Raw genomic sequence first — 15,927 nt, forward strand, 5'->3', positions numbered from 1 at the left:
TGAAAGGCATCGGAAACGTCGCCAACCAGGAGTGTGGTCGTTGGCTCAACACTCGGGCTGAAAATTCCCACCAGCCGTTCCGACGACGAGAACGAGCGATGCAGAGGTTCAGGGCCGCAAGGACCCTGCAGAAGTTTGCCGCCACCCACGCATCAGTCCACAATCACTTCAACCACGACCGCCACCTCAACCGCCGCGACATCTTAAAACAGAACCGCGCTGCCGCACTCGCGGAATGGCGTCAACTCGCCGCGTGAGCGTCTTGACTGCCTCCAACTAGCCAGCTCATGAATAGTTAGTCTGACAACGCCAAGCGGACTTATCGAGTCTTGGGAGGCCTAGTTTGGCATCCCACGCTTTAGATCATCTAAGGACAGAGCTGGCACAATTTCAATAGCTGCATCGAGTGCAGCCATTAGCGATTCAGTGAGGTGGATTAACTGAGCCTGATCCGACTCCTCAAAGAATATATATCCGCCACGTTCGCCGTCGATCATTGTGAAGTAGGCAGCCTCGGCGTTTGTTGCGTCAATAATGCTCTCGATTGCTTTCTCCATGCGCCCATTGCGGGCGGCCAGGTTGCCACTATCAACCGGAATGGTGAATTTCAACATCAGCAGCATCTCTTGCCTCCGAAATAGTGATGGGCGAACGACGTCGAAAAGAGCAGATCCCGTCGATCGACATATCGTGCGTAGACGCAACCAAGCCATCCCCTCACAGGGTGAAAGACAGCCCGGTCCGCGTACCCTTGCAGACCGAGCTGCCCGCCGACAGCATGGATGTGTAACGCGAACGAACAACACATCCGCCCCGGCATTCTAGCGGCAACCTCGGGGCGGGCAGGCAGAAGCCTGGGCGACAGAGGGGCTGCACCAAGGCTCTCCTGCCTGTTGAACGGCCCCAGAGCTACCTACTAGGCATCGTCGGGAACGTCGTCAGGAACGCAGTCCTGAACGTCCTCATCCCAATGCGTGCCTGGTGGGCAGTCCTCTTGAGCACTGGCGAACGAAGAAGCTCCCGCAAGAGCAAGTGCGGCAAACAATGCAAGCAGAGCCTTCATGGATCTGTTTCCTAGAGAAGAACGCCGGAAACCGGCCAATGAAACATCTAGAAGTCCATGGCGGCGAATCCGGGACCGACCAGGAACGAATTTGGTGTTTTTTGAGAGCCTAATTGCGGCGGGGCCGGAAAAAAATTCTCCTGCTGGCGGCGGCTTCGGGTGGAAGCCGATCAATAGCGCAGTCCCGCCGACTAGGATCCAGCTGACTTCTACAGCCTCCTGCGGAGGCGGAACAATGAGTCGGTGGGCTCGGTCAAATGATCTCATCCTCGTCGAACAGAGGGTCCTCTTCCAGTTGTCCGGCAAGACGGTCGATCGTTGCTGCCGGGTCATCATGCGGGCGGATCCTGGCGACGTGAAAAAGCCCATCACCTTCGTTGACAACAGGGAGGTTTGTCCGGCCAACCAAAAGACCGGGCTCGTCGGCCATGACTTCAGTCTCAAAGTCTCCAAAAGGATCGGACACCAAGCCAAGAACATCACCGCCCTCCACCTGCGCCCCAATTGTCTTGAGCGTACGCAGGAGCCCTCCAACTGGTGCGCGAAGCCAGAAACTCGAAGATGATCGCATTGGGGCGACTTTCGGCTTGGCGATTCCCTTCGCCTTGACCATCCCCAGATGACGCATGACGCGCAGTATTCCCACTACCCCCGTTCGCACAGCGACCTCGTCGAATCGCAAACCTTCGCCGGCTTCGAAGAGCAGCATATCCACATCATGCTGATGGGCGGCCTGGCGCAAGGACCCCTCTCGAAGCCCAGACATCATGACAATTGGTGCGCCGAACACCTCGGCAAGCGTAAATATCTCTGGCTTGCGCGGCGAAACTCGGACTTGCGGCAGGTTGGTGCGGTGGATGGCTGCCGAGTGCAAGTCGATCCCGACGTCGGACCGCATTACAATCTCGGTGAGAAATTTGTGTGCAAGACGCGCGGCAAGAGAACCAACAGCATCGCCGGGGAAGGATCGGTTGAGGTCTCGACGATCTGGAAGGTAACGCGAATGGTTGAGGAAGCCGTAGCTGTTGACGATCGGGACAGCCAGCAATGTTCCCTTGAGCGCCTCGAGGTTGGGCACCCGCAACAGCCGGCGCACAACCTCCACGCCCATCACTTCGTCGCCGTGAATCGCAGCGCTTACGAATACGGTCGGTCCCGGCTCACGTCCGTGGATCACATGCACCGACATGTTGACGGGCGTGTGATCGGATAGGACGCTGACAGGCAAGTCAACAGTCTGGCGCGAGTTCGGCGGAATGCTGAGTCCGCCGATTTCGAAGGGTCCTTGCGTCACCGTCAACCTTTACCGCGCGTTTTTGTCTTGCCGGGCTTTGCCTCTTTTTCCAGGAAATCGATTACCTTCCCGGCGATATCAATGCCTGTGGCGTTCTCAACACCTTCAAGCCCTGGCGAGGAGTTGACTTCCATAATCACGGCACCGTGGTTCGCGCGCAGCATATCAACACCGCAGAAGTTTAAGCCGAGAGCTCTTGCGGCGCGAACCGCTGTCGACCGCTCCTCCGGTGAAATTTTGACCGTTTGAGCGGAACCGCCGCGATGCAAGTTCGATCGGAACTCGCCCTCCGCGCCCGTCCGCTTCATCGAAGCGACGACCTTGCCGCCAAGAACAAGAACGCGAATGTCGCTACCGCCTGCCTCCTTGATGAATTCTTGCACTAGGATGTTCACGTTGACGCCGCGAAAGGCTTCGATGACCGACTTGGCGGAGCGATCCGTATCTGCGAGAACTACGCCGATCCCCTGAGTGCCCTCAAGAAGCTTGACGACCAGCGGCGCACCGCCCGCCAGCCGCACGACCTCCTCTGTCTGTTTTGGATCGTGGGCAAAAGTCGTCACGGGCAGGCCTATTCCATCGCGCGCCAGAATCTGCATGGAACGCAACTTGTCGCGAGAGCGGCCGATGGCGACAGACTCGTTGAGAGGATAAACGCCCATCATTTCGAACTGACGCAAAACGGCCAAACCGTAGAAGGTTACGGACGCGCCAATGCGAGGGATCACCGCATCATACGTGGGCAACTTTTCGCCGTTGTAATAGATCTCAGGCCTGCGAGACGCGATATTCATATAACAACGCAATGTGCTGATGATATCCAACTCGTGACCGCGCTCCTCGGCCGCCTCCGTCAGCCGCCGATGCGAATAGAGCTCTGGATTGCGGGCCAACATAGCGATCTTCATTGTGAGAACCTCAGCATAGAAAATTCAGCCAGCACTGGACGTGGACTCGTCCGTATCAGGTTCCATGCGGCTCGATCGACGCGAGCTCAACGGGCTGCCCTGCAAGATACGACCGGCCTGGATTGACGATTAATCGCTGCGCGCGAAGCGCCGTTCTTCCGATGATCATGTCAAACTTCATATTCTCCCGATCGGCGAGAGAAATCTCAATTTCCCAGGCTCGCCTTCCAAGAATCATTGTCGTCTTTATAATATAGCGAGTGTCGGCAATGCCGCCTGTGTTTTTGATGGCGCGCATGTCCGCAAGTTGTGCTTCGTAGCGCACCTTTGATCTTTGGCCAGCGGCTGGGAGTGTGAAGCTTACCCACCTTTGCCCATCCCGCTCGAATAATTCCATGTTGTCGGTATTTAGTGCCGAAGTCCGCGCTCCGGTATCGATCTTTGCTCGCATCGAGCTGATACCAAGCTCAGGAAGCGCGACATGTTCGCGCCACCCAATTTCACGGTCATCAAGTTTTCTTGAGCGAGGGGAAGGTTGCTTCATGACGAGAAATCCTTGCCGCCATATAGGCCATCGGCGTCGCTACACTATGCATGATACCGGTTCTGATGACTACGCCATAGCAAACGCGTCGCCCCAAATGTTCTGATAGGCCTTGATCTTCAGATCAGCAATTTCATTCGGCGTGCTGACAATTGTCGCCGGGTGCGTTGCGGCTAGGTCCTTAAAGGACTGCGTTACGGTCCAAGCACGCTCGCCATCCAGAATTATCAACCTATCGTGCAACGGGGCTTTGGCTAGGCGCACATCGAGCGGTCGCTTATCCCTGTATTTTCGTTTCCACAACTCATGCGCTGTTTTGAGCGTCGGCTTGTATCTGTCAGGGTCGGTCAAGATGCGAACAATGATGTGGTCGGGCGCCAGATCCGCATACGCGTTGAGAATTGTTTCGTCTGCAAACGGATCCACCAAAAGTATGTCGTTGGCCGCAGTCTTCAGCACATCGCCGACGGCCTTATAGGCTTCGTCCACATCTCCTGCCGGAACATACGCACCAACGATTTCTGTTTGGACTTGGAGCTCTAGACGGCCCAGTACGCGACGAAGGACAGAAATGAGAGCCCTTGCATTGGTCGCACGCAAGTACGCGTTTGTCGTTTGAGACACGACTACTTTCGCCGCATATTTTGCGTCAAAAATTTCTAGAACGTCCGGTACGGTGACGATCTTGGAGGCACTCTCGATGACGGCAATCGCCGCGGCTAGCCACTGGTCCTCCACATCGCTCAGCGTCCCCTGCCGTTCAAAGTTTGGCACATCAGACAGGAGTATGCCTGCGCGTTGGTAGAGTGTTTCTGGTGTGCTCATGCTCGGCCGACATCCTTCAATATCTATGCGCGTTGTAGCCCCGTCGGCGGTGTTCGACGTCGCGGCACAGCTAACATAGCCCGTCGCTCAACAATCTTGGAAAAATGGGCATCCATAGGATGGGTTCAAAGCTGCTGTCAATTAGGTCCGCTTTGGGTCATTAGCCGACATCGAGCTGCTGATACAGCACGACCGCCTTCCATCCATAAGTGGACATCCTGAGCATCGAAGTCGATGTCTGCTATGTGCCATAAGCGGACGCGTGGCCCGTGGTATCGGCGCTACTGTCCGAAGATGTTCTGCAAGATCGCGTCGGACTTGGGTTTAGTTACCGGTTTCTGCTTTTTTTGGGTCTGAGCGGCAGGTACTTGCGGCGGCGCTTCGCTCGTTCCTGGGGCCACATCGCTGGCCTGGTCGTCGGCGGGTGCTGCAGGCGTAGTGACCTTTGGATCTTTCCGCTTCACGCCGAGTGCTTGGCCTATGCCGCCGACCACGCCCTTGGTGACAGCGCCCGGGATGGCAATGCTCTTCTCCACGAGTCCGCCATCGCCTGTGTTGATGCCGAGCATATTGCCGGGCACGGATATGAGCGCGCCACCGAGCTTGTTGAGCTGCTGATAGGCCGCGACCGGGTTATCCAAGACGCCGACGACATCAGGATAGATGGAGGGATTTTCCCATGGACCGGATACGGCGATGGGTACGGGGAAGCCGAGCATGTTGTTCTTGCCGCCTTGGCCCTCGACGCTCGCCAGCATGAGTGGGTTGACGCGAAACTTGAGGCGCCGCGCGGGAAGGTCAATGGTGCCGGCGCCCCCGATTGAGACGAGCGGGCCGACCATGCGCAAGTCGTCGGTTTGGGCCTGGCCGCTTGCGATCTTGAAGCTGGCGCTAAGCCTGCTGAACGTTGTCTCCGAGTCGCGCTGGTATTGCCAGCCCGTGAGAATCCCCGTGGTCAGGTTGCGCAGCATGTTGGCCACGTTGAGACCGCGTAGTGCGCCACCGGTAAACTCGAACTTCGCTGTACCGTTGAGGCTCGAGACCAAGGTGCGCTCGCTGTCGCCACTTGCGACCAGACCTAGAGCTATGGCCGCTTTGCCTTCGATCGTCTGGAAGTCGGCGGCGTCATCCAGGAAAGGATATGCATCGAGACCCGCGACTGAGAGGTTGAGGCGATGCGCCGGCACTGCGCCGCTTGCGTCGAGCACGAGCGTCATCATTCCCCCACCCCCATAGCCCTTGAGGTCCTTGGTCTCGGCGGTAAGCTTGCCCCCAGCAAGCCTGACATTGATCGTGGCGGTGCCAACCCTGATGCCTTCGAGCACGAATTGATTCAATTTAAGAACCAGATCGGCGTTCATATCCCTAAGCGCCGAGAAATCAAGCTTCTCTGCACGCCAGCCAATCGCGCGTGATTTTATCGCTGGTTTCGTCGGCTTGGCACTCGGGGACGTGTTGGCAGGCCGCGGTTCTTTTTTTGGCGGCGGGGCGACAGCGACCTCGATCCCGCCGCCTGTAGGCCTGGAAACCGGATTTAGCGGAGGCTCAGCCGCTGGCAATTCTGTCTCGACGGCGGGCCGTGCAGCGTCCGGTGTCTTCTTCGAGGTTGGCGCCCCACCCGAAGAGACCGCACCGGTCGCGGTGAGGTTTCCAGTCACGCTGGGGATGTCGCCCGCAAAACTCACCGTCAGCGCGCCCGATACCGTTTGGCCGCGGGTTCGCGCCTGGAAGGGATCCAGGATGAGAACCTCGTCCCTGTAGACCCCGTTCCCAGTGACCGTGTAATCCCCGGAGATCGCAGTGAATGCAGTCAGGACAAGAGCTTCATCCTTGTAGACAGCGTCGCCCGTCACCACGGCCTTGGCGGCAAGCCGATCCGGTGAGTCAATCTCAAGCTTTATCGGTGCAGACTCTCCATCGAGGAACTTCGTGATGCCAGTTATGGACCCAGCAACCTTGGAGGGCGCGCTGTCTTGGCCAACGGTGACGTCGAAATTCACAGTGTCTTCCCGATACGTGGCACCGCCAGTAACCGTCTGGCCTCCGAATGTCGCGATGACCCGAGAGAGAGTGAGAACATCATTCTTAGCGACGGCCGCGCCGGACACGGAGTCCTCGCCTGAGACCGCCCTGAACTCCGGCAAGGTAAGAGTAAGGTCCTTGTAAGAAACTGCGCCGTTCAGGATCACCTCTTCCCTCAAGTGCTCGGGCGCGAAGACGCTAAGCTTGATGGGAGCCACACCGCCTGCGAGAAACTGATCAAAAGCGCCGAGGGATCCGACAACCCGTACAGGCTTGTCCTCGACGGCAACCTCCGCGTCGACCGTTAGCGTATTGCCAGCTAAATGCGCCGTGCCAGTGAACGGCATATCCTCGAATAGTCCCTGCGTAATGCTCAGGGCGTCGTCGCCATAGGTCGCGTTGCCGGAAATCTTCTGGGATCCTGCCTGGGCTGCGAACTGAGCAAGCGTGAGGACCTCGTTCTTGTAAGAGGCCGTACCTGTCAGGGTGGCGCCATCCGTTAGATCGGGCGTTTTGAGCGCAAGTTTGACAGGCACCGGCCCCCCGTCGAGGAAATAAGCGAAACTACCGATCGTTCCTTTGGCCGAGACAGGATCACCGTCATAGCGGGCAGTGCCAACAAACGTGAGCGGGCCCTTCGCCCTTGGTAACGAGGCTTCGGTGTTGAGCGACGTAATCTGCTTGCCGGGCTCGCCGTTCTTCCCAGACAAGATCACGGTCCCATTGCGAATGGTCAGTTCTTCGATACTCAACTCTTGCCGCTTGGCCGTTCCTTTCCCCTCGGGGGCCACTGCACGCGACGTGACCTTCTCCGGGAGTGGTAGCGTGATGACGGGATCGAGTAGAGTGACGTTGGTAAGACTTACCTTGCCGGCAAGCAGGCTGCGCAGCACAAGACCAAAGCGCAAGGCCCGCGCCGTGGCGAACTCCGCCGCCCCGCTTTCGTCTGGTTGCGCGATGCCCACGTCGCGCGCAACGAGGTTGAGGGACGGAAACACCGATATTTTGACCGGACCGTCAATGCGAACGCGATAGCCGGTCGCGCTTTCAACTTGAGCGAGCGCCTTTTTCTGTAAAGTCTCGGTGGAAATAAACTGCGGCGCGATGAAGATGAGGCTCAGCGCGACGAGAGTGAGAGCGACAAGGGCCAAGACAGCTCTTCGTGCGATTCTCTGACCCTCCGGTAGCATTTGCGAACTTGCGCTTACTAACACCACCAGCATGAGGAGGAATTATGTCGGCCTCCGATTAGGTCGCCTCACGCTTGCTGGAGCGGCTATGGTATAAACCAGATTTTCGCGGCCCCTCCGGTCGGTCTGCGTTGTGGCATGGTTCGGCCCAGTCTCGGAGGGCGCACTGGGAGGGCACATTGGAAGGTCTGACCGATGGATCAGAGTGACGGACTGCTATTCGCGGCTTTGTCACATTATCGGCGTTCACTCGAGGAAAATGTAGCGGGCAACAGGCGTCATGCAGCGGCGGATGCCCCGGCCCAAGTGCGGAATGAACCGGCGCGAAGCTCCTTGAAATACGGTCGACGCAGCAGATGACGTTGATGGGTGAATGCGTTGAATGTGGCGGCATGAACGGCGAGGAAACGTTGGGCTGAGCCGGGTGATTTGAACCGCTGCAGTTTTCGTTCTCGGCGTCGTATCGGCTGATGGGAGTTCTCCGCCCTGTTGTTGGCTCGCAAGCCCCGATCGTGCTCAGCCTTGAGCCCGATCGCGCGGAACGCTGCCGAATAGGATCGCAGCCGGTCGGTCACAACTCGACTCGGCGTAAAGCCGTACTTCTTGAACAATTGCACCATGAGTTTCTTTGCAGCTCGTGCATCGCGTCTGCGCTGGACGAGGAAATCCAGCATCTCACCGTCGTTGTCGACCGGCCGCCAGAGCCAGTATTTGCCGCCACGGATTGAGATCACCATTTCATCGAGGTGCCAATGATCGCTCGGTCGCGGCCGCGAACGGCGGATATTCGCCGCGATCGACGGGCCGAACTTCAGGAACCACCGCCGGACCGTCTCGTAGGATGCGTCAATACCTCGCTCGGCCAGCAGTTCCTCCACATCCCGAAAGGACAGTGTGAACCTGGCATAGAGCCAGATCGCGTGGCGGATGATTTCTGGCGGGAAGCGGTGGCGCTTAAACGATATCGGTTTCATCCGATGATGCCAATCGGCGACCAACCGCAGAACTATCCCAGTTAACGTGACATTGCCCGCGCTAATAGTTGACACGCGATCCTTGGCGGACTTCATCACCACTACATCCGAGTTTAGGTTTTCGGTACACACAGCCAGGGATAGAACCGGCCGCCGCGGTCCCCATTAACGGAACATCGCGTGGCCCGAGTACAGCTTCATAATCTCGTCGTGGAAGATTTGCTCGACTTTGCCCCGTTTAACCTTGAGCGTGGGCGTCAGTAGTCCGGACTCCACCGTCCAAGGCCGTTGCAGCAAATAGATGGCGCGGATCTGAGCGTGTTCTGGGTAATCCTTCAGACGGTTACCAATGCGCATCAAGATGTTGCCGACAGCGCTAGGGGAATTCGGGGTATACGGATCGACGCCAATCTCCTGAGCATATGTCCGCCAATTGTTTTGGTTTAAAACGCAGACGGCAACGAGGAACGGCTTTCCCTCCCCGACGATCAGCGCTTGATCAACAAGGTTGTCACGCCTAATCTCGGCTTCGATTAGGCTTGCGTTGACTTTCAAGCCAGTGGCTAGAACTAAAATTTCGGTCAAACGACCGATAATGAACAGGCGTCCATTTTTGATCTCGGCCACATCGCCCGTGTGGAGCCACCCTCTGGCGTCGATGATCTCTCTTGTCAGGGCCTCGTCGTTCCAGTAGCCGCTCATGACGGCCGGCGAGTGCACAAGAAGCTCGCCATTTTTGGAGACGGAAATTTCAACCCCTGCGAGAGGGCGCCCGACCGAAGCAGGAAGATTATCCTCAACCGAATTCGTGGTCACAACCGGAGCAGCCTCTGTCAAACCGTAGCCCGCAACGATTGGCACACCCATGGCAACGAGGAAATCCGCCACCTCCTCCGGAATCGGCGCTCCGCCGGTCACGGCGACTCTTAGCCTGCCTCCGAATGCTTCGATAATCGGCCGGGCCACAAGCTTATCCAAGAGCGGCCAAATGAGACTTGCCGCGAGACCGGGCGCAGGCATGCGGCCCTGGCGCGCTTGAAAGCGCCGCCAGCCGAGATTCCGCGTTAGTCTCAGAAGGAGCATTTTCAACGAGTTGCCGGCGGCCGCGGCATGGATGGCATCGTAGGCCCGCTCGTAAATGCGCGGCACCGAAAGAAGCACGCTGGGGTGGATTGCTTTCAAGTCGTCGGACAGGTGCTCGATCGAGCGTACATAGGAGACGGTGGAACCGCCCATCATCGCAACATAGTAACCGACGGTTCGCTCGAACGCATGCGCGAGCGGCAGGAAAGATAGAAAGATGTCTTCGGGGCGCGGCGCAATGACTTTAGTAACACCCTCCGCATTCGACAGCAGCGCGAAATTTGTGAGCATGCAGCCCTTCGGCCGCCTGGTCGTGCCCGACGTATAGATGATTGTCGCCAGCGAATGGCTGGAACCGACCCGCTTGAAGGTCGAGACGGTGGTGCCAGCCAAAACCTCTTGGATGCTTTTTGCAGTGTGCTCTGGATCGCCGGGTTGATGTTCCACGTCGCGCTCGCGCACCCATGCGCAAGACAGAAGCGGAAACTCCCGCCGGTGTGGTACGAGCTCGGACCAGCGCTGCTGCGTGTCCACTAGCACCAATCGCGCCTCGCAATGCGCCAGTATGTGAGCAATGTTCGTCACGCTGTCGTCTGCATAGAGCGGGACCACGACGAGGCCGAGACCGAGGGACGCCATGTCAAAGCTGACCCAGTCGGTACAATTGGGCAGGCACAGCGCAACCCGGTCGCCCGTCTTCAGGCCTTCTCGCGTAAGCGCCTGTTGGAAACGGGCGGCGCGTATTTCCATGCTCGCCCACGAATAGTTGATCCAGCAGCCAGTACGAGGGTCGTACTCTCGATAGGCAACGCTCAATGGAGTGCGCCGGACGCGCTCATGAAAAAGCCCAGGCAAGGTATCGGCGCACTCCGCGCTAATTAACCTTTCAAGCATGCCTGTAGGGGGCCGGTCCATGCTGCAGCCTCGGGCTGTCCATGTGTTTGAATAGAACATAATGCCTCGCGGCCGGTAACGGCTTGTTGATTGCTGTCAATGACAAGAGGCAAGTAAGGAGGGTAGTCTAATTATAAAGGCGGGCATCTGAGCGATTCATTTGCAAACCGCACATTAGGGAGCTTCTGCTAAATGATCGACGCGCCGCAGCGTCCAGCAGGAAATGGTGCGGAGAAAGCCGGTCCCGAGCTTGCTGCAAGGTTCAGCCGCCTCGTGAGGGACTTGGTTTGGGAGCTGCATCCCCAAATGCAGCGCAGAGTTGCTGTCACTCTCGATAGCGATCTAGACCGCGATCTGGGGCTTGACAGCCTCGGCCGCGCCGAATTGGTGCTGCGCATCGATCGGGCGTTCAAGGTTCGCCTGCCCGACCAGCTGCTTGTGGACGCAAGTACACCACGTGACCTTCTGCGGGCGCTTCTTGCAGCAGCGCCCGGTCGTGTCGCGGCGATGGAAGCGCTTCCGTCGGAGCTCAAGGAGCTGCCCGAGGTCGTCGCACCGTTCTCCGCGACAACTCTCATCGAGGTTCTAGCGCATCACGTTCAGTCACATGGCGATCGCCCGCACGTGTTGCTATGGCGGAGCGAAGATGATGAACAGACGATCTCCTACGCCGACCTCAATCGGGAGAGTTGCACCATAGCCGCCGGGTTGATCGAGCGCGGTCTTGTGCCTGGCGATCGCGTAGCCATCATGCTGCCGACAGAGCCGGCGTTTTTCGCGGCGTTCATTGGTGTGCTTTATGCGGGGGGCGTGCCCGTTCCCATTTACCCCCCGTTCCGGCGGGCACAGGTCGAGGATCATCTGCGGCGGCAAGCCGGCATCCTGCGGAATGCTGGTGCAAGCCTTCTGATTATCGGGTCCGAAATCGGGAACGTTGGGCAGCTGATGCTGGGGCTGGCCGAGGATCTGCGATATGTGGAGACGGTGGACGCGCTGTCGCGCGCGGGAACGATCGAACGGCCGCTGGCGGCCGGCGCGGACACGATTGCGCTGATCCAATACACCTCCGGCAGCACCGGCGACCCCAAGGGCGTGGTTCTTACGCACGCAAACCTTCTGGCGAACATTCGGGCGATGGGTGAGGCGCTCGATGCGAGTTCGTCGGATGTATTCGTGAGCTGGCTGCCGCTCTATCATGACATGGGGCTGATCGGCGCCTGGCTCGGTACGCTCCACTATGGCGTCCCGACGGTCATCATGCCGCCTCTCGCCTTTCTCGCCGATCCAGGACGATGGTTGCGCGCGATCGGCCGGCATCGGGCCACGCTTTCGGCAGCGCCAAATTTCGCCTTCGAATTGTGCTGCAAGAATGTGCGCGACGAGGACATCAAGGATCTCGATCTGAGTTCACTCCGGATGCTGCTAAACGGAGCCGAGCCGGTCAGTCCTGCCACGATCGCACGCTTTACCGCCCGGTTTGCCAGTTACGGATTTCTGCCCAAGGCCATGGCTCCGGTCTATGGTCTAGCCGAGAACTCCGTTGGCCTCACCTTTCCTCCTGTCGGGCGGGGACCAATCGTCGACAGGGTCCAGCGCTCAACGCTTTCCCATGAAGGACAGGCGGCACCGGCATGGCCAGAGGATGCGACAGCGCTGGAATTCGTGGCCTGCGGCTGGCCGATCGCCGGGCATGAGGTTCGGATTGTCGACGAGACTGACGCCGAACTCCCCGAGCGAATGGAGGGCCGACTCCAGTTTAAAGGTCCATCCGCGACGCAAGGTTACTTCCGAGACGACGAGAAGACCAAGGCGCTGTTCGACGGCGAATGGCTGGAAAGCGGAGACCGAGCTTACATCGCCGGCGGCGATGTGTTCATCACGGGCCGCATCAAGGACATGATCATCAAGGCCGGACGCAACATCTACCCGCATGAGTTGGAGGAACTCGTCGGCGGGGTAGAAGGCGTGCGTAAGGGATGCGTGGCTGCGTTTGCAAGCACATTCGGCGGCGCCGACACTGAGCGACTCGTGCTGCTGGTTGAGACACACCTCGCCGAATCCGCTGAAATCGAGGCACTGAGGGATAGGATTGTCGAGGTAACGAAGACGCAACTCGATGTCGCGCCGGACGAGGTGGTGCTGGCGCGACCTCACACGGTACCGAAGACCTCCAGCGGCAAGCTGCGGCGGTCCGCGGCGCGTACGCTATACGAGAGCGGCTTGCTGTCGAAGAAGGGCTATGGGCTGTGGTGGCAGCTGACGAGGCTCTATCTATCCGGGCTTGGCCGCCGTGCTCGCCGTCTTCGGCGTAGAGTTTTCGAACTGGTCTATGCAGGCTACTGGTGGGCGCTGCTGGTCGCGGGCGCCAGCATCGTTTGGTGCCTCGTTCTCCTCCTGCCGAGCCGGCGTTGGCGCCACATGGCGATCCACTACGGGGCGTGCTCCTTTTTGTGGCTTACGGGGCTGTCCCCCAAGGTCGAGGTGGAAGAGTCGATGCCTGCGCGCAATGTACTGCTCGCTGTCAACCATTCCAGCTATCTAGATCCTCTGGTGCTCTCTGCAGTGATCCCGGGTCGACTTACCTTTGTTGCCAAGAAGGAGCTGGCGGGTCAGCGGGTAGCAGGTCCATTCCTGCGCCGCACCGGCACTCTGTTCGTGCGCAGAACCGATGTAAAAGGCGGCGTTGAAGACACGCGCAAAGTGCTCGAGGCATCGCTGACCGGGGAGCGCATCGTTTCGTTCCCGGAAGGTACGCTGACCCGGATGGCAGGCCTGCTCGGATTTCATGTCGGATCTTTCCTTGTTGCCGTGGAGGCTGGCATTCCGGTGGTGCCCATCGTGATCAGCGGCACGCGTTCGGCTTTGCGCGGCAGTCAGTGGTTTCCCCGGCCAAGCAACATAGATGTGCACATCGGGAAAGCGGTGCGGGCCGATGGAAGCGACTTCAGTGCGGCTATCCGTCTACGCGACGCGGTGCGCGCGAGGATGCTCGCGCTGAGCGGAGAGCCGGATCTCGCGCTGGAGAAGGTGCCACTGTGAAACGGTCCCGTCGCCGACGATTGAATTGGTGCTAGCGATCTAGTGGGCATGTCATACAAACCTAGGCGGAGCTGACGAAGGGTGCTGGTCTGAGGCTACGTCGTGGGCGCGCCTCTTGATTTGCCGCAATGCTCGATCAGATCCGTTTAGGTGTAGAATCCACAACGCCTGTTAGGGAGAGCGCAATGCAGATGCCTTTGCAGATCAGCTTTCACGGCATGGGACCATCACCAGCGATTGAGGCGCACGCATTCACGAGAAGGCCGCCAAGCTCGAACGCTTCTCCGATCGAATCGTGGGCTGCCAGGGACATTGTCAGAGTAAATCGGCTTGAGCCTTTTGGCGAGGTTCCTTAGCGTCCGGCGATGCGCAATCCCTTCCGTTATTTCAACAGCTCGCCCGAGGTGATCCGCCTCACGGTGATGATGTATATCTTGTGTATACCGAAAAGCTCATCCGCATTTGTCTAGCTGAAGGAATCACCTAACGTCAGTGCACAATGTTTGCACTGTTCTGTTTTCTGCTGGCCGTCTTGGCCTCGCCATTCAAGTCGAAGAGCCGGGATCGCAAGGCTGCACTGAAATTCCTAAAGCGTGCGATGAAGCGCTATGGCCGGCCCGGTTGGATCGTGACTGACCGGCTTCGCTCCTACGGTGCGGCAATGAAAGTAATCGGAAACGTCGCCAACCAGGAGTGTGGCCGTTGGCTCAACAATCGGGCTGAGAATTCACACCAGCCATTTCGACGACGAGAACGAGTGATGGCGAAGTTCAGGGGCGAGAAGACCCTTCAGAAGTTTGCCGATGCCCATGCCTCTATCCACAACCACTTCAACCACGACCGTCACCTCGACCGCCGCGATATCTTCAAACAGAACCGTTCTGCCGCCCTAGCCGAATGGCGTCAGCTGGCGGCGTGAGAGTCTTGACCGCCTCCGACTAGCCAGCTCATGAATAGTTAGTCTGACAACGCCACCAAAGGAGCTAAAGCATGTCTGTTCTTAAAGTCATCGAAATTATGGGTGACTCTGGCAAAGGATGGGAAGAGGCGGCCCAAGAAGCCGTTACTGAGGCTGCAAAGTCCGTCAAAAACATTCGATCCGTCTGGATCAAGGATCATGCCGCGACCGTCGAAGACGGTAAAATCAAAAGGTATCGTGTCACTTGTAAAATTACCTTCGAGGTTGAAGGCTAGGGGGGCATTGTCAGAGTAATTGGGTGTGAGCTGGCTGATCGGAGGCGGTCAAGACTCTCAGACCAGCACCCTTCGCAGGCTCGGTCAGGTTTGTCTGACAATACCCTAGGCTGCTCTCGGCTTCCATGCGGTCGGTCCTGTGTTGCGAGCGCCATCCTCCGCTGGCGGCGACATTACTCCACGATGTGGTGCTTGCCGATCGGGATTACAGCGCTTGCCTGTGAACCCTTCGCGCCCTCACCCTCCGCGATTACGAGCCTTACTTCATTGCCGATCTCAAGCTTGTAGAAGTCAGCGTCGACCACACTGTTCTTGTGAAAGTAGACTTCTTGGCCGTCCGGCATCACCAAGAATCCGTAATCCTCAAGGAGCTGACTAATCTTGCCATGCGCGGGCGCGTCGTGAGCCTTCACGGCGCCGCGCATCCGTCGCGTATGATCTTCCACTTGTCGCGCCGCAGCGTTGAAGGCATCGCGGATAGCGACATTCACATCTTCATGCGCATGGTTGAGCGGTCCCGTATGCCCCACGAGCACATCTTTCCCCGGCATACTAAGATCAATACGCACGTTATAGAGGTTACCGCGGCGATGGTGGCGATGGGGCGCCTCGACGACGACCCGGCAGCCCACGATTCGATCAGAGAAACGTTCAAGTTTGGCGGCTTTCTCACGAATGCGGGCCTCGATCGCTGGCGACGACTCCATGCCGTGAAAACTTATCTGTAAAGGTGTCTGCATTGCGCTCTCCTTAACAAGCGGTCGATTCTCACCTAACTGGACCGGATTGAGCATTGCGACAGATCAAGAGCCAGCTACCTCCCTGCAGGGCATTGTCAGAGCAAATTCGTTTACTTTGCCAAAACGTCAGAACCGGATTTCGCGGCCATTGATTTTC

Annotated in this window: 13 protein-coding genes; 4 read left to right on the forward strand and 9 right to left on the reverse strand. The window is 58.3% G+C overall.

From position 1 onward, the window contains the following. A partial coding sequence (locus WBQ77_RS00465; RefSeq protein ID WP_424041627.1) for a DDE-type integrase/transposase/recombinase occupies positions 1–257 on the forward strand: 257 nt, incomplete at its 5' end. Positions 258–338: 81 nt separating this feature from the next. On the opposite strand, the gene WBQ77_RS00470 is transcribed toward WBQ77_RS00465, so the two are convergent. The 8 genes from WBQ77_RS00470 to WBQ77_RS00505 all read right to left on the reverse strand — a co-directional run bounded on the left by WBQ77_RS00470 (position 339) and on the right by WBQ77_RS00505 (position 10,818). After that, positions 339–614, reverse strand: a complete 276-nt coding sequence (locus tag WBQ77_RS00470; protein WP_424058421.1) for a hypothetical protein — start codon at positions 612–614, stop codon at positions 339–341. A gap of 702 nt (positions 615–1,316) precedes the next feature. After that, positions 1,317–2,252 carry a succinylglutamate desuccinylase/aspartoacylase family protein gene (locus WBQ77_RS00475; protein ID WP_424058422.1) on the reverse strand — a complete coding sequence of 312 codons (936 nt, stop codon included), beginning with the start codon at positions 2,250–2,252 and terminating at the stop codon, positions 1,317–1,319. Between the two features lie 107 nt (positions 2,253–2,359). Further along, on the reverse strand, positions 2,360–3,265 hold the full coding sequence (gene rimK, locus WBQ77_RS00480) for a 30S ribosomal protein S6--L-glutamate ligase (RefSeq protein ID WP_424041621.1): 906 nt from the start codon (positions 3,263–3,265) through the stop codon (positions 2,360–2,362). 55 nt (positions 3,266–3,320) lie between these two features. Further along, positions 3,321–3,809, reverse strand: coding sequence for an ATP-dependent zinc protease (locus WBQ77_RS00485; protein WP_424041619.1), 489 nt, complete (start codon positions 3,807–3,809; stop codon positions 3,321–3,323). Positions 3,810–3,878: 69 nt separating this feature from the next. Further along, complete coding sequence (locus WBQ77_RS00490; protein ID WP_424041617.1) at positions 3,879–4,634, reverse strand: hypothetical protein; 756 nt, start codon at positions 4,632–4,634, stop codon at positions 3,879–3,881. Between the two features lie 281 nt (positions 4,635–4,915). After that, positions 4,916–7,807 carry an AsmA family protein gene (locus WBQ77_RS00495; RefSeq protein ID WP_424041616.1) on the reverse strand — a complete coding sequence of 964 codons (2,892 nt, stop codon included), beginning with the start codon at positions 7,805–7,807 and terminating at the stop codon, positions 4,916–4,918. 317 nt (positions 7,808–8,124) lie between these two features. After that, positions 8,125–8,820, reverse strand: coding sequence for an IS6 family transposase (locus tag WBQ77_RS00500; RefSeq protein ID WP_424058429.1), 696 nt, complete (start codon positions 8,818–8,820; stop codon positions 8,125–8,127). A 165-nt stretch (positions 8,821–8,985) separates the two neighbouring features. Beyond that, a complete protein-coding gene (locus WBQ77_RS00505) occupies positions 8,986–10,818 on the reverse strand; it encodes an AMP-dependent synthetase/ligase (protein WP_424058424.1) in 1,833 nt (610 codons plus the stop codon). A gap of 285 nt (positions 10,819–11,103) precedes the next feature. Here WBQ77_RS00505 and WBQ77_RS00510 point away from each other — a divergent pair, with 285 nt between their 5' ends. From WBQ77_RS00510 to WBQ77_RS00520, 3 genes are all read left to right on the forward strand, one after another. Then, positions 11,104–13,836: an AMP-binding protein gene (locus WBQ77_RS00510; protein ID WP_424058426.1), complete on the forward strand. Its 2,733-nt coding sequence runs from the start codon at positions 11,104–11,106 to the stop codon at positions 13,834–13,836. 499 nt (positions 13,837–14,335) lie between these two features. Next, positions 14,336–14,755, forward strand: coding sequence for a DDE-type integrase/transposase/recombinase (locus WBQ77_RS00515; protein ID WP_424058427.1), 420 nt, complete (start codon positions 14,336–14,338; stop codon positions 14,753–14,755). 71 nt (positions 14,756–14,826) lie between these two features. Beyond that, positions 14,827–15,030 carry a dodecin family protein gene (locus tag WBQ77_RS00520; protein ID WP_424043977.1) on the forward strand — a complete coding sequence of 68 codons (204 nt, stop codon included), beginning with the start codon at positions 14,827–14,829 and terminating at the stop codon, positions 15,028–15,030. Between the two features lie 173 nt (positions 15,031–15,203). Here the strand turns inward: WBQ77_RS00520 and WBQ77_RS00525 are convergent, their stop codons facing one another. Next, positions 15,204–15,770 (reverse strand): HPF/RaiA family ribosome-associated protein, encoded by a 567-nt coding sequence (locus tag WBQ77_RS00525; protein ID WP_424043978.1) that lies wholly within the window; start codon positions 15,768–15,770, stop codon positions 15,204–15,206. Positions 15,771–15,927: the final 157 nt, after the last annotated feature.

Source organism: Methyloceanibacter sp., from assembly GCF_049590335.1.
GTDB lineage: Bacteria > Pseudomonadota > Alphaproteobacteria > Rhizobiales > Methyloligellaceae > Methyloceanibacter.

Excerpts from the sequence above, each read along its gene's own strand:
- WBQ77_RS00470 (WP_424058421.1), bottom strand. The coding sequence starts at position 614 with ATGTTGAAATTCACCATTCCGGTTGATAGTGGCAACCTGGCCGCCCGC.
- WBQ77_RS00475 (WP_424058422.1), bottom strand. The coding sequence starts at position 2,252 with ATGTCGGTGCATGTGATCCACGGACGTGAGCCGGGACCGACCGTATTC.
- rimK (WP_424041621.1), bottom strand. The coding sequence starts at position 3,265 with ATGAAGATCGCTATGTTGGCCCGCAATCCAGAGCTCTATTCGCATCGG.
- WBQ77_RS00485 (WP_424041619.1), bottom strand. The coding sequence starts at position 3,809 with ATGAAGCAACCTTCCCCTCGCTCAAGAAAACTTGATGACCGTGAAATT.
- WBQ77_RS00490 (WP_424041617.1), bottom strand. The coding sequence starts at position 4,634 with ATGAGCACACCAGAAACACTCTACCAACGCGCAGGCATACTCCTGTCT.
- WBQ77_RS00500 (WP_424058429.1), bottom strand. The coding sequence starts at position 8,820 with ATGAAACCGATATCGTTTAAGCGCCACCGCTTCCCGCCAGAAATCATC.
- WBQ77_RS00505 (WP_424058424.1), bottom strand. The coding sequence starts at position 10,818 with ATGGACCGGCCCCCTACAGGCATGCTTGAAAGGTTAATTAGCGCGGAG.
- WBQ77_RS00510 (WP_424058426.1), top strand. The coding sequence starts at position 11,104 with ATGCAGCGCAGAGTTGCTGTCACTCTCGATAGCGATCTAGACCGCGAT.
- WBQ77_RS00515 (WP_424058427.1), top strand. The coding sequence starts at position 14,336 with ATGTTTGCACTGTTCTGTTTTCTGCTGGCCGTCTTGGCCTCGCCATTC.
- WBQ77_RS00520 (WP_424043977.1), top strand. The coding sequence starts at position 14,827 with ATGTCTGTTCTTAAAGTCATCGAAATTATGGGTGACTCTGGCAAAGGA.
- WBQ77_RS00525 (WP_424043978.1), bottom strand. The coding sequence starts at position 15,770 with ATGCAGACACCTTTACAGATAAGTTTTCACGGCATGGAGTCGTCGCCA.